The sequence below is a fragment of the Labilithrix luteola genome (genome assembly GCF_001263205.1).
Taxonomy (GTDB): domain Bacteria; phylum Myxococcota_A; class Polyangia; order Polyangiales; family Polyangiaceae; genus Labilithrix; species Labilithrix luteola.
Window position 1 is genome coordinate 6927859 of the sequence record NZ_CP012333.1, and the last position, 13201, is coordinate 6941059.

The following is a 13201-nucleotide window of genomic DNA, read 5'->3' on the forward strand; positions in this document are numbered from 1 at the left end:
CCATGAAGCGCTCGCATCTTCACTTCCTCGCTGGAACGCTCGCGGCAGGCGTCGCGGGCATCACGGGACTGCTCGCGTGCGGCGGTCAGGGCTTCGATCCGCAGAGCAAGGTCGACAGCGTTCGTCTCCTCGCGGTCAAGGCAGACAAGCCGTACGTCACGCCGGGCGACACCGTCACGCTCGAGGCGCTCTACACCGATCAACGGCAGACGAAGCCGCGTCCGCTCCAGAATTACTGGATCCCGCTCATCTGTCTGAACCCTCGCGACGACCTCTACTATCTCTGCTTCCTCCCGAGCGGCGACGGCGGGCCGGGAAGCGGTCAGCTCATTCCGGTTGGGCCGCTCGCCGGCACGGCCGATGGCGGTGGAGCTCCTCAAACGCCGCTCGATGCGGGCACCAATCCCTTCTCGCAGCTCCCGGCCGGCGTCGACATCACGCCGTTTCTGCAGACCGGCCCGACGTTCTCGTTCCAGATGCCGGCGGACGCGATTCAGCCGCGCGAAGGTGATCAGATCTACGGGCTCGCGATCATCTTCAACGTGACGTGCGCAGGGCACGTCGAGATCGCGGGGCTCGATCCGAACGGGGGCCCGCAGCAGGTGCCCGTCATCTGCGCGGACGAGAACGGCAACAAGCTTCCCCCGAGCGACTACGTGATCGGGATCTCGCGCGTCTATTCGTATCCGAACCAGACGAATGCGAATCCGATCATCGACAAGGTCACGCTCGATGGCGTCGACGTCGACCCGGTTGCAGGCATCACGGTCGATCGCTGCCCGCCAGACAAGAAGAGCGAGGACTGCCCGTCGGTCGACATCAACGTCGTCGTTCCCGAGTCGAGCTGGGAGCTGAACCCGAGCAGCGGTAGCGAGAATCTGCACGAGCAGATCTGGGTCGACTACTACTCGAACCGCGGCGACCTCGCCAACGACGCGAGGCTGCTCTTCGATACCCGACAGGGCCGCGTGGACGACAGCGCCGTCAAGTTCCGAGCCTCCAAGGACCCTGGGGACGGCTTGCTGTGGATGGTCGTCCACGACAATCGGGCGGGCGCCGCTTGGATTGTCGTTCCCGTGCACGTGAAGTGAGGGAAGGAACCCGTTTCGGGGGCCGATCACTGGCGGCCAGCCCTCCTTCGCGGCATCATTCGTAGAGCTTCCGATGCTTCGCTTGCGTGCTGCACGCGCCGTGACCCGTACCGTGACCCGTACCGTGGTCTGCGCCGTGACGATCGCTGCTTCGTGCGCGCTGATCGCCGCGTGCGGTGACGACCCGGCGCCGACCGTCCTACAAGGGCTCGATACCCAGGAAGTCCAGGACGCGCCTGCGCCGTTCGATCGGAACAACGTCATCGACCTCGCGTCGTTCACCGACATCGACGGCGTCGACATCACGCTCATCCAGCAGTTTCTCCATCGCACGCCGTATCAGCGTCCGAGCTTTCTCGAGACCTACCAGTCGAACGGCGTGCGCGCTGTTGAGGCGATCGCGCGAGCCGCGCGTACGTACCGTATCAACCCGCTCGTGTTCCTCATGTACTCGCAGGCCGCGCAAGGCCTGATCGGCGCGCAGACGTATCCGTTTCCGCCGGAGCGCGTCGAATACGTCTTCGGGTGCGGTTGCTTGGAGGCCAGCAACTGTCTGCCCGCGCTCGCGGGCTATGATCGCCAGGTCGATTGTCTCGGTCGCGCCATCCGGGTTGCGCTCGATCAGGTCGCGGCGAATGGGGAGACCACGTCGGGTTGGGGCACCGACCAGACGAGCCTCACCCTCGATGGTCTCAAGGTAACGCCCGCGAATGCCTCGACCGCGGCCCTGTACGATCGCACGCCCGTCGTCGCGCCCGGCAAGGAGGGCGGAACGTGGCTGCTCTGGAATCTCTGGAATCTCTACGCGTCGACGATGTCGTACTCCGGCCCGATCGGTGGTGCCTCCGGAGGTGGCATCGGCGATGCGTGCGTGTCCGACGGTTCCTGCGGCTTCGAGGGCGCGACCTGCGCGAAGAACTATCCAGGCGGTCTGTGCACGGTCGACTGCACCGGTGACTGCCCCTCCGATCCGAGTCGGACGCAGGCCTACTGCGTCGCGTTCGACGACGGCGGATTCTGCTTCCCGATCTGCAATCCGGGCGCGCCCGCCTGCCGTGAGGGCTACACGTGCCAGCGCCTCGCGCGTTACGGGAGCGACACGGAGTCCGAGTTCGTCTGCTTCCGTGATCCCACGTCGCCCTGACGCTTCGATTCGACGGCGCGGGCCTTAATTCTTCGCCGGCACGGCCGTAAGTCGCCTGCGATGAGGTGCGGCAACTCCACGAAATCGTGTGGAGCGGACTCCTGCCCGTACACGCGGTCGATCACGAGTCGATTTCGCGATGACGAAATCCCCGGCGGCTGGCCACGAACGATCGAGCGCAGTGATACCTTCGAGAACGCACGCAGCCTTGCAGCACGGGGAGAGACGGATGCGTCACGCCACTAAGATCGGACTTTCGTGGTTGCTCGTAGCGGGGGCGTCTTGCGGAGGGCAGGCCGACGTCGGCGAGACGCCCGTGCAAGGTGCGCCGGCTACGTCCCTCGCCGTTTGTGACAACGACGCGTTGGGCAACGGCGGGTGCTACGCCGGAGCTTGCCGCCTCTATTCGTCGTCGCGCCCGCTCCCGCCCGGCTCCGTGGTCGGACTGACGGAGTCGCCGGTAACTGCGGAGCTCGCTCCGGACGCCGTCGGCAACACGCTCTGCACCGTCCAGTGGCCGACCGCCGATCGCCCCAAAGATCTGAACCTCTCGATCAAACTGGCCGACGCGGGCCCCGATACGATGCTCTTCGAGCACCGAGCCACGGGCGACGACGCGCTGCTCGACGTCTCCGGCCCGGGAGACGGCGCGGTCGTCGGTCTCCTGCGCGGTTCGGGAACGTTCGGCATCGCGAAGAAGCCAGGCGCGTGGACCATCGAGCGCTCGGTGGGCATGGAGGCGCTTCTCTCCTCCGACGGTCCGTCGTGGTTGCGCAACGTTGCGCACGAGTGGACGTATGGCGCCTTCTTCGACGGCACGCATCTGTTCGTCGCCAACGGTGCGCGCATCTTCGTCTACTCCGGCATTCCGACGAACCCGCTCGCGAAACCTGATCTCGTACTCGGTCAGCCTGATCTCGATTCGCTCGTCGGGGTCACATCGGGCGCGCTCTTCGGATCGGCGGCGGTCATCTCGCTGTGGTCGGACGGAACGCGCCTCGTCGCCGCCACCGGGCACCGCGTGCTCGTCTGGCAGAAGCTGCCGACCCAGAGCATGACGCCGGCGGATCTCGTTCTCGGTCAGCCCGACCTCAGCTCGAATCGCGTCAATGCCGGCGGCGTTGCGGGGCCTGGGACGCTCGCGTCACCCGTCGCGGTCACGTCGGACGGTACCCGTCTCTATGTCGCCGACTCCCTGAATGATCGCGTGCTCGGCTGGAGCACGTTCCCGACGGCACCGTCGACACCCGCCGACATCGTTCTCGGTCAACCCGACTTCGTCTCCACTGCGGCGTTTTCCGGCAACCTGCCGATGTACATTCCCGAAGGCGTGTCGGCGACGCCGAACGGCGTCTACGTGAGCGGCATCGGCGGTCCCGGACTCTCCTTCGTGTCGAATCCGACCATCAACGCGCCGGCCTCGTACGACGTCTACAAGTGGCAGTTCTCGCTGCACCCCGGCGGCGGCGTCGCTCGACCAGCCGGTATCGCGCATCTCGCTGGCGGCGGTATCGCCATTCGCGACTTCGGCCTTATGCGGATCGCGTGCACGCGCAATCCCACGACCGGCCCTTCGACCGCGGACTTCCTGCTCGGCCAGCCCGACACAGAGCGTGTCGTCCCGATGCGTTTTGCCGACGGCGCGTACATCAATCCGGCACGCGTCGATGCGTCGAACATTTCGCTCAACATCGGTCTCGCGTCGACCCCGAGCGGTTCGCTGCTCGTTCCCGATGCGCGGCGCCTGCTCGTCTTCGATTCACCGCCCAGCTACAACTACGAGCCCGCGAGCCGCGTCATCGGCCAAGCGGGCTTCACGGTCAACGAGCGCGCCGACTACCGCGCCGTGTCGGGGGCAACGCTCGCGGATCCCGCGGGAGTGAGCGTGAAAAACGGCATGGTGGCCGTCGCCGACAAGAGCAACAACCGCGTTCTGCTCTGGAAGGCGGCGGATCTCGGGTCGACCGTGCAGTCTGCATCCATCGTGGTCGGACAGCCCGATGCGAGCTCGTTCATCGCCAACGGCGACATCGTCTCGGCCTCCTCATCTACGCTCTCCGGGCCCGAGGGCGTGGTCCTCGACGGCACGCATCTCGTCGTCGCAGACACGCAGAATCATCGCGTGCTCGTCTGGAACGGCGTCCCCCAGGCCAGCGGTCGGCCCGCGGACGTCGTGCTCGGGCAAGCGGACTTCGGTGGACGACGACCGAATCACGGGCGGCTCGACGTCTCTCCGGTCGACGGGTTCTCCGACGCCGCTGCGGACGGCTTTTTCTATCCGACCGACGTCGCGAGCGACGGCACGCACCTCTTCGTCGCCGACCGTCTGAACCATCGCGTGCTCGTGTGGGATTCTTTCCCGACCAAGAACGGGCAGCCCGCCGATCGCGTGATCGGGCAGCCGAGCATGTCGTCCGTCCGCGCGAACTACGGCGGCGGCGCATTCGCAGTGGACCCCGCTGGTCTCAATTTGCCGTCGGGTCTCTCGCTCGACGGCACCACCTTGTGGGTCGCGGACACGGAGAACAGCCGCGTGGTTCGCTGGGAGAACGCAACCAGCGCGGGCACTACCCCCACGGCTTGGATCGGTCAGCCCGACGGCTCGACGATCTCGACGTCACCCTACGAGCGCGACGGTTACTGGGCAGGCTCCGATGTCCAGACGCCCGTTGCCACGACGGCGTCGACCGTTCTTCGTCCACGCAAGGTCGTCGCCGCGGGCGGAAAACTCTTCGTCTCCGAGCTCGACTCGAACCGCGTCCACATCTTCGATGGGGCGTCGCTTGCGTCGATCGGAGCTCTCGGTCAGCCGAATCTCACGTCAGCTAACCCGAACGCGACGGGCATCGGCGCATCGTCGCTTGCCGAGCCGATGGGCGTTGCGTCGGATGGCACCGACCTCTGGGTGGCCGACGCGCGCAATCATCGCGTCCTCGGGTATTCGCTGGCGACGGTTGCAACCGGCATTGCGGCCTCGAAGGTCCTCGGACAGGCGAACGTGCTCGGCGTCGGCTTCAACCGCTCGAGTGTCGCGGCCGCCGGTGCGACGTCCCAACCGCGCGCGATTGCCGTGTCGGGTGACCAGGCGTTCGTCGCCGACACTGGCAACAGTCGCATTCTCCAACAGCGCATCGCGGGGGACACGTGGACGGTCGAGCGCGTCTTCGGTCAGCCGAACGACTCGCTCGCGTTGGCGAACGCGGGTGGCGCACCGTCGGCCTCTTCGATGAGCCGTCCGCGAGGCGTCTGGAGCGATGCCTCGCACCTCGTCGTGGCCGACACCGACAACCATCGCGTGTTGATCTTCGACCGGTCTGCGCCGGATTCGGCGGCGCGCGTCGTGCTCGGACAGAGCTCGTTCACCTCCGTGACGCCCAATGCAGGTGGAGCGAACGCGTCCAGCATGAATCTGCCGAGCGGCGTCTGCTCGGACGGCATCAAGCTTGCCGTCGTCGACACGGGCAATCATCGCGTGCTCGTCTGGAATGCACTTCCGACCGCGGCAGGTGCAACAGCCGACGTCGTTCTCGGTCAGTCGAGCGCGAGCGATGTGGCTCCGAATCATGGGTCGAGCGTCGCGTCGGGCTCCAGCATGGCGTATCCGTCGGCGTGTGTCGTACGCGGAAACGACCTCTTCGTCGCGGATACGGGCAACAACCGTGTGCTGCGCTTTGCGCTGGCCGGGCTTACGAGCGGCGTGGCGGCGTCGGGCGTCCTCGGCCAGCCGGATGACGTCTCGCGTGCTCCGGCGGCTACCGTGCTCGATACGGATCACCTGGCTGGACCGGCGGGCCTCTCGTTCGATGCGAGCAACCTCTACGTCGCCGAACGCGACCTCGGCCGCGTGGTCGTGTTCGGACCCCAAGGCAAGGTCAAGGAGTTCCTCGGAGGGCTCGGCTCGTCGTCGCTTCTTCGCGCGGGGGACGGGGTCGCGGCCGTAGCGACCGGCCTCTTCACGACTCGGCTCTACGTCAGCGAAACCGGCTCGGACCGCGTGAGCATCCTCGGCTCGGTGAGCCGTCTGCAGTCACGCTGACACGTCGAGCTCACCCAATCCTAAGGCGCCGCTCTGCGCCGGTGCGCCGCATGCATCCTTGTACTGTGCAATCAAGCACGGGTGTTCAAGGAGTCCAGCATGGCAAGCAGCGCCGTCGCCGAAACCAGCGCCTTCGTCGGAACGGAGGTCGAGGATCGTCGCCGCCACGAACACGAGGCCGAAGGGGGCATTGCCGGAGCTCTCGTCGGTGTGGCGGCGGGGGCGATCGCAGGGCCGCCTGGGATGATCGCCGGCGCGATCATCGGCGCGATCGTCGGTGCGCTCGCAGCGATGGCCCTCGAGACCGAGACCGTGCTCCGCGCGGAGCGGGAGCGGGAGCTCGATGACACCATCGGTGTCACCGAAGGGGACATCGGCGCTCCGAACCTCGAGCATCCGCCGCCGACCTCAGGCATGTATTCCCCCTCGTCGTGCGGAGTCGATACGTGGGTCGGCGGCGTCGTCGCGGAAGGCCCGTTCCAGCCGCCGCCCTAGCGCTGAGCGTTGTGCGCTGAGAACGTCAGGCCATGGGTGGAGGCGGCGGCTCGGTTCGCCTGCGCACGAACGGCGCGAGCACAGGAACCGCGTCGAGGCCGACCTGGCCGCTCGTGAGGATGCCTTCGTCGGTGGGCTTCTTCGCGAGGTGATCGCCGATGCGCACGTACGATTCGATGTACACGCGCTCGCGGCCGAGCCCGGCGCTCGTGCCGTCGCCACCTCGGTAGGCGCGCTCAGCCACGACGATGGCCTCGCGTGGTGCGAGCCCATGCTCTTTGACCAACGCGGTGACGGCGTCGTGGAAGCGCGCCCCACCGTCCATCGCTTCCACGGCGAGGTGGCGCGCGGCGAGCTCGCGTTTGCGACGCGGCGTGAGAAATCCGTGTCGATCCTCGAGGACCAACGCGAGGCCTTCTTGATCGTCGATGCCGCGCGCTGTGCCGATTTGGAAGATGGCGAGGCGCGCTTGCATCGATCGCGTACGAGGAATCGCGTGCGCTTCCACCTCGTGCATCACGGTTCGCTCGACGTCTTCCTTCGTGACGCGACGCCCCGAGGCGATCAGAATGTGTCGTTCGCCCGTGGCCGCGAGCGCCGTGAGGGAAGGTTGCACGACGACGGAGAAGGGAAGGCCGAGACGGCTTACTTCTTCGCGCATCCGTGTCAGGAGCGAGCCTTGGACGGGTGCGTCACACTCGATTTCCTCTTCGGGCGCCTTGGCCTTCGCGAGTGCCTCGCGTCCTTCTTCAATCCATTTGCGGGCGAGAATGGTCGCCTGACCGGCGGCTTCCTGGTTCGTCGTCCGGAAACGAGCGCGGGCGAGCGCGCCGAGGACCGCCGTTCCCGCCTCGCTGGCGAGCGCCGCTTCGAGCTCGAGCTCGCGGGCGCGTGCGGCGTAGAGCTGGGCGATCGGATGGGGTTCGGCGCCAAGCCGGTACGCGGCCCGCTCGAGGGCCTTCCGAAGCATCGCGTGGTCCGTCCGAGCGTAGGACCAGCGGGGCATGACCGTTCCGCCGTTTCCCAGCGCTTCGAGCAGTCTTACGCGCTCTTGGGCTGCATTTCGCGGCACGACCGAGCCGAGCAGGCGTATCGACCGGGCCGCCTCGACGAGGAGCCGTTCGGCTCGAACGAGCCACGTCGGTAGGTCGGCCTCCCCCGTCTTTCGAATCGCCGGCCGGTGGATGCGGTCGATCATAGGCTGGTGGAGGATAGACGACCTCCCCGGCAGACGCCTCTTTTCCTTGCAAGGGAAAGCCCGTGAGGGTACGCCGAAACCCTGGAAACCGAGCGTATGAAGAAGAACTACGTCCTCGACACGAACATCCTTCTCCACGACCCGTACGCGATCTTCCGGTTCGACGACAACAACGTCATCATCCCGATCTACGTCATCGAGGAAGTCGACCAGTTCAAGCGCGAAGGCTCGGAGCGGGGCCGTAACGCGCGACAGGTCGTTCGCTTGCTCGACGAGCTCCGCGAGAAGGGCGGATCGCTCTCCAAGGGCGTGACGCTCGAGTCAGGCGGTTTCCTCAAGGTCGCCGTCCCGGCGAGCCGACCGGAGCTGCCGAGCGCCATCGACAAGACGGCGATGGACGCGGCGATCCTCCAGACGGCGTTCGAGGTCCGCGAGGCCGACGGCGGGCGACCCACCGTGTTCGTCACGATGGACACGAACCTCCGGATCCGCGCCGATGCGCTCGGGATGGTCGCGGAGACCTACGAGAACCAGCGCGTCGAACCGCAGCGTCTCGACTCGGGCGTCACCGAGCTCGAAGTCTCGGCCGACGACATCGACACGTTCTTCCAGGAAGGCCGCTTCGCGCCTCTCGCGCAGTTCATCGCGCCCGAGAAGGGCGAGAAGATCGAGCGTCCGAGCACGGCGTCTCTCGCCGTCGGCGAGGCCTCGCCGCGCAACGGCTTCCTCATCGCGAACATGTCGGTGCTCCTTCGCGATCGCGCGAATGCTTCGCACACGGCGCTTGGTCGTTACGATGCGACCCGTCGCGAGATCGTGAGCCTGCGCACGCCGCGTGAAGGCGTGCTCGGCGTTCGTCCGCGCAACAAAGAGCAGAGCCACGCGCTCGACCTCCTGCTCGACGAGAACATCCGCCTCGTCACGCTCGTCGGCAAAGCCGGCACGGGCAAGACGCTCCTCGCGCTCGCCGCAGGACTCAAGCGCACCGTCGAAGACGGCGTGTACACGCGCATGCTCGTCTCGCGTCCGGTCATGCCGCTCGGCCGTGACATCGGCTTCTTGCCGGGTGACGTGGGCGAGAAGCTCAACCCTTGGATGCAGCCGATCTTCGACAACCTCGAATTTCTCTTCTCCAGCGGTACGAAGAAGGGACCGCGAGCGTACGCAGAGCTCCTCGAGAGCGGCCAGCTGCAGGTCGAACCGCTAACCTACATTCGTGGTCGCTCGTTGCCCGCGCAGTACATCATCGTCGACGAAGCGCAGAACCTCACGCCTCACGAGGTCAAAACGATCATCACGCGCTCCGGTGACGGAACGAAGATCGTCCTCACCGGCGATCCTGAGCAGATCGACAACCCGTACGTCGACAGTGCGTCGAACGGTCTCTCCGTCGCCGCCGATCGATTCCGTGGCGAGAAGGTCGCAGCTCACATCGTTCTCACGCGCGGTGAGCGCAGCGAGCTCGCCGAGCTCGCGGCCAACGTGCTCTGACGATCGCGCGCGAAGCCGCCACCTCGGAAACGTAGAAACGCGAAGTGCAAGGACGCTCCCGCTTTCGCATTGCGAGAGCGGGAGGGCGATTCCATGATTCCGTCGATGGCATCAGTAACGGCCTCGACGACGCTGGCGATTGCGGCGCTCATGATCGGCGGATGTTCGTCCGTCGGCGGTAGCGCGGTACGGACCGGATCCGTTCAACTGCCGGCGTACGCTGGTCCTGTCGCGATTTACGCGGCGAACAAGCCGCCAGCGAATGCCGTCGATCTCGGCATCGTCGAAGTCCACGCGACGCAACAGGAGGCGACGGTCGACACGCTGTTGCCCCAGTTCGTGCGCAAGGTTGCGGAGATCGGCGGCAACGTGGCGGTCGTCGATGGCGTGCGTGCACGCTTCGAGCTCGTCGGACGCACGCAGGTCGAGACCTTCTATTACACGTGCGGCCTCGGCGCGACGTGCGCAGGTCAGCGCGTGTACGCCGCGAACGACGAGTTGATGCTCGTCTCGATGTTCGGCCACGCGTTCACGACGCGCGTGGAGGCCGCGGTGCCGCCTTCTTCGGCTCCGCTCATGCCTCCCGAAGAGTCGCAGGAATCGCCTGCGGTGGAGTCGCCGTCCGAGTCGGGGGGGATGTGATGAGCGCCGTTTCACGTTGGGGAATGTTCGTCGCGCTCGCGACGATGGGCATCGGGGCGATCGGTTGCGGTCACACCGAGACGCACGCAGCCATGCTGCGCGAGCCGCAGGCGCGCACGTCGGGCGTCGAGCTCTACTTGTCCGATCAGCCTCAGCCGGAGCGGCCGTACTCGGAGATCGCCTTCGTGCAGGCCGTTGGTTTCGGCACTGAGGCAACGCCCGAAGACGTGGCCAAGGCCCTCACGACGCGCGCATCGATGTTGGGCTGCGACGCTGTGGTGCGCGCGTTTCTCGACGTCGGCTATTCGCGTGCCCACGCCGCGGGCGTGTGCGTGAAGTACGTCGGAGAGGGCCCCGCCGTCGCGCAATCGAAGCTTCCGACGGCTCGGGACGGCAATCCCCCGCCGCCCGCGATTCGTTCGTCACCGACGCCGAAGCTCGAGCCGCTCCCGTCGGCCCCGCACCAGGGTCGCTGATCGCCCGGAGGCGCGAGGCCTCTCATCGCTCCAGAGGCGCGGGCCTCTCATCGCTCCAGAGGCGCGAGGCCTCTCGGGTGTCCCGCGGACCCGCGGGCATGGCATGATGAGCGGCGCATGAGCCGCGGACGCGCCCTCGAACACCGCAAGGCGATCGCCCTCGCGATCGCCCTCGCCGGAGTTGGGGGGGGCTTGCCGTTGTCGTTTGCCTCGGGGCAAGAGCCCCCAGCGCCGCCGGCGGCTCCTCCAACGTCGGTCAAGCCCGCCGCGGAGCCCGCCCCGGCGAATGCTGCCGCGGGCGAAGCCGACGGCGACGACGAGCACGCGCCGCCCGAGAAGACCACGCCTGCGCCCGCGCCGAAGGCACCCGCGGGGGCGCTGAAGCCCTTCGTCACCAAAGACGGAATGGTCCACGTTCCAGGCGGCCGTTTCACCATGGGCTCCTCCGAGAAGGCCGCGCCGCCGAACGAACGCCCGGCTCGCCAGGTGACCACGGGGCCGTTCTGGATCGACCGCACGGAGGTCACCGTCGGCGCGTATCGCTCGTGCGTCGAACGCGGCCTCTGCCAGCGCCCGCCGCGAACGAGTGCACAGTGCACGTACGACCTCGGCGACCCGCAATTGCCGGTCTCCTGCATCCCCTGGTCGTCGGCTCAGGCGTACTGCCTCGCGATCGGAAAGCGCCTGCCGCGCGAAGTCGAATGGGAGCTTGCTGCCCGCGGAACGAACCCGGTTCGCTATCCATGGGGAACGTCGGGGATCGGTTGCGGCCTCGCCACGACGCTCGTACGCGACAACTCCCAGCGTAGCTGCAGTGCGAAGCATCCCTCGCGCGTAGCGACACATCTCGGCGGCGCGAGCCCTCACGGTGCGCTCGACATGAGCGGCAACGTCGAGGAGTGGGTGGCGGATTGGTACGCCGAGAGCATGTCCGAGCTTTCGCCACGTGCCGGAGCGAGCCACGTGTTGCGCGGCGGAGGATGGCTGACCTGGCCGTCGCTCGCGCGGACGACGAGTCGCAACTGGGGCTCGGTGCGCGAGGCGGGCCCGAACGTCGGCTTCCGCTGCGCCCGCGACGACTGATCGCGTTTCTTCCGGGCGCGCCGCGATGCATCTTCGGAGATGGATGGCGGTCACCGAGCCGAGATCGACGGCCATCGTCTTACTCCTCCTCGGCGCGCTTCTCGTCACGAGCGCGCTGTTGAGTCGAGTCTCCGCGCGCTCGGGCGTTCCGTTGGTTCTGGGGTTCGTGGGGCTCGGTCTGCTCCTCGGCGAGGAGGGCGTCGGCCACATCGGCTTCCGGAGCTACACGCAGAGCTTTCGCCTCGGCACGACGGCGCTCGTCCTCATTCTCTTCGATGCCGGGCTCCACACGCCGAAGACCACCTTCCGCCGATATCTCGCGCCCGCCGGTGCGCTCGCGACCGTCGGCGTTGCGGTGACCGCTGGCCTCGTGGCATTCGCCGCCCACCTTTTCGGCTTCGCGTGGTCCATTGCGTTCTTGCTCGGCGCGATCGTTTCCTCGACCGACGCCGCTGCCGTCTTCTCCGTGCTCCGTGCGGGCGGCGTCGAACTGCACGAACGAGTGGGCGCAACGGTGGAGGTCGAATCCGGCCTGAACGATCCGATGGCCGTGATTCTGACGCTCGGCATCACCGAGTCGATCGCGAGCGGCCAGCCGATGCGGTTTACCGCGCTGCTGTTCGTGGTCCGCGAGCTCGTCGTCGGATCACTCGTCGGCGGTGCGATCGGGGCGCTCGCAGGAACGTCGCTCAAACGCCTACAGCTCTCGGTCACGGGTCTCTATCCGGTTCTCACCATCGGCCTCGCCTTCGTGACGTTCGGCGCCGCGTCGCTCGCGCACGGCAGCGGGTTTCTCGCCGTCTACCTCGCCGGCATCTTCCTCGGCAACGCGAAGCTCCCCTACAAGGCGGCCCTCGAGCGCGTGCACGACTTCGTGGCGTGGATCGGACAGGTCGGCATGTTCGTCGTGCTCGGCCTGCTCGCGCGGCCTTCGAACATCGTTGCTGTCGCGGCTCCGGGCATCGGACTCGCAGCGTTCGGCGCCCTCGTCGCGCGGCCGCTCGCGGTCACCGTGTGCCTCGTGCCCTTTCGCTATCGGATCAAGGAAATCGCGTTCGTCGCGTGGGTGGGGCTCAAAGGAGCCGTTCCCATCGTGCTCGCGTGCATCCCGGTCATGGCGCACGTGCCGGCGGCATTCGAGGTCTTCGACGTCGTGTTCTTCGTCGTCGTCTTCGGTGCGGCGCTGCAAGGAAGCACGGTGCGCGCGCTGACCAAAAAGCTCAAGCTCGGTCGCGGGCTCCCTCGTGCTCGCCGTGCCGCGCTCGAGATCACGGCAGCACGGCCGCTCTCCCACGAGCTCGTGGTCTTCGAGATCGGCGAAGCCTCGGCGGTGTGCGGTGTCGAGGTCGCCGACGTTCCGTTCCCGCCCGACGCCGCGGCCATGCTTCTCGTCCGCGGCGACGACCTTCTCGCACCCCGTGGCTCGACGGTTCTGCAGCCCGGCGACGTGGTTCACGTGTTTTGCCGCCAAGAGGATCGCCCGATGTTGGAGCTCCTCTTCGGACCCTCCGGCGAGGGCTGACGAGGGCCCGCTTTTCGCACTTC

General features: G+C 67.1%; 10 protein-coding genes. 9 read left to right on the plus strand and 1 reads right to left on the minus strand.

All coding sequences use genetic code 11. From position 1 onward, the window contains the following. Positions 1-2 precede the first annotated feature (2 nt). From AKJ09_RS30055 to AKJ09_RS30070, 4 genes are all read left to right on the plus strand, one after another. On the plus strand, positions 3-1091 hold the full coding sequence (locus AKJ09_RS30055; protein WP_146651304.1) for a hypothetical protein: 1089 nt from the start codon (positions 3-5) through the stop codon (positions 1089-1091). A 73-nt stretch (positions 1092-1164) separates the two neighbouring features. After that, positions 1165-2235, plus strand: a complete 1071-nt coding sequence (locus AKJ09_RS30060) for a hypothetical protein (RefSeq protein WP_146651305.1) — start codon at positions 1165-1167, stop codon at positions 2233-2235. 229 nt (positions 2236-2464) lie between these two features. Continuing rightward, the gene (locus tag AKJ09_RS30065; protein ID WP_146651306.1) at positions 2465-6271 is read left to right on the plus strand and encodes an NHL repeat-containing protein; all 3807 of its coding nucleotides are present in this window, start codon (positions 2465-2467) and stop codon (positions 6269-6271) included. A gap of 99 nt (positions 6272-6370) precedes the next feature. Then, on the plus strand, positions 6371-6766 hold the full coding sequence (locus AKJ09_RS30070; protein ID WP_146651307.1) for a hypothetical protein: 396 nt from the start codon (positions 6371-6373) through the stop codon (positions 6764-6766). A 25-nt stretch (positions 6767-6791) separates the two neighbouring features. On the opposite strand, the gene AKJ09_RS30075 is transcribed toward AKJ09_RS30070, so the two are convergent. Then, a complete protein-coding gene (locus tag AKJ09_RS30075) occupies positions 6792-7964 on the minus strand; it encodes a tyrosine/phenylalanine carboxypeptidase domain-containing protein (RefSeq protein ID WP_146651308.1) in 1173 nt (390 codons plus the stop codon). Positions 7965-8060: 96 nt separating this feature from the next. Here AKJ09_RS30075 and AKJ09_RS30080 point away from each other — a divergent pair, with 96 nt between their 5' ends. From AKJ09_RS30080 to AKJ09_RS30100, 5 genes are all read left to right on the plus strand, one after another. Further along, positions 8061-9455 (plus strand): PhoH family protein, encoded by a 1395-nt coding sequence (locus AKJ09_RS30080; RefSeq protein WP_146651309.1) that lies wholly within the window; start codon positions 8061-8063, stop codon positions 9453-9455. A gap of 105 nt (positions 9456-9560) precedes the next feature. Further along, the gene (locus AKJ09_RS30085; RefSeq protein ID WP_146651310.1) at positions 9561-10097 is read left to right on the plus strand and encodes a hypothetical protein; all 537 of its coding nucleotides are present in this window, start codon (positions 9561-9563) and stop codon (positions 10095-10097) included. Then, a complete protein-coding gene (locus tag AKJ09_RS30090) occupies positions 10097-10573 on the plus strand; it encodes a hypothetical protein (RefSeq protein ID WP_146651311.1) in 477 nt (158 codons plus the stop codon). The genes AKJ09_RS30085 and AKJ09_RS30090 overlap by 1 nt, the downstream gene beginning before the upstream one ends. 117 nt (positions 10574-10690) lie before the next feature. Then, entirely contained in the window at positions 10691-11656 is a 966-nt protein-coding gene (locus AKJ09_RS30095) for a formylglycine-generating enzyme family protein (RefSeq protein ID WP_146651312.1), read from the plus strand. A 25-nt stretch (positions 11657-11681) separates the two neighbouring features. After that, positions 11682-13178, plus strand: coding sequence for a potassium/proton antiporter (locus tag AKJ09_RS30100; RefSeq protein ID WP_240488634.1), 1497 nt, complete (start codon positions 11682-11684; stop codon positions 13176-13178). The last annotated feature ends 23 nt before the right edge of the window (positions 13179-13201 follow it).

Coding starts and splice junctions, on each gene's coding strand:
- AKJ09_RS30070 (WP_146651307.1), top strand. CDS start 6,371: ATGGCAAGCAGCGCCGTCGCCGAAACCAGCGCCTTCGTCGGAACGGAG.
- AKJ09_RS30100 (WP_240488634.1), top strand. CDS start 11,682: ATGCATCTTCGGAGATGGATGGCGGTCACCGAGCCGAGATCGACGGCC.
- AKJ09_RS30095 (WP_146651312.1), top strand. CDS start 10,691: ATGAGCCGCGGACGCGCCCTCGAACACCGCAAGGCGATCGCCCTCGCG.
- AKJ09_RS30090 (WP_146651311.1), top strand. CDS start 10,097: ATGAGCGCCGTTTCACGTTGGGGAATGTTCGTCGCGCTCGCGACGATG.
- AKJ09_RS30085 (WP_146651310.1), top strand. CDS start 9,561: ATGGCATCAGTAACGGCCTCGACGACGCTGGCGATTGCGGCGCTCATG.
- AKJ09_RS30075 (WP_146651308.1), bottom strand. CDS start 7,964: ATGATCGACCGCATCCACCGGCCGGCGATTCGAAAGACGGGGGAGGCC.
- AKJ09_RS30055 (WP_146651304.1), top strand. CDS start 3: ATGAAGCGCTCGCATCTTCACTTCCTCGCTGGAACGCTCGCGGCAGGC.
- AKJ09_RS30060 (WP_146651305.1), top strand. CDS start 1,165: ATGCTTCGCTTGCGTGCTGCACGCGCCGTGACCCGTACCGTGACCCGT.
- AKJ09_RS30080 (WP_146651309.1), top strand. CDS start 8,061: ATGAAGAAGAACTACGTCCTCGACACGAACATCCTTCTCCACGACCCG.
- AKJ09_RS30065 (WP_146651306.1), top strand. CDS start 2,465: ATGCGTCACGCCACTAAGATCGGACTTTCGTGGTTGCTCGTAGCGGGG.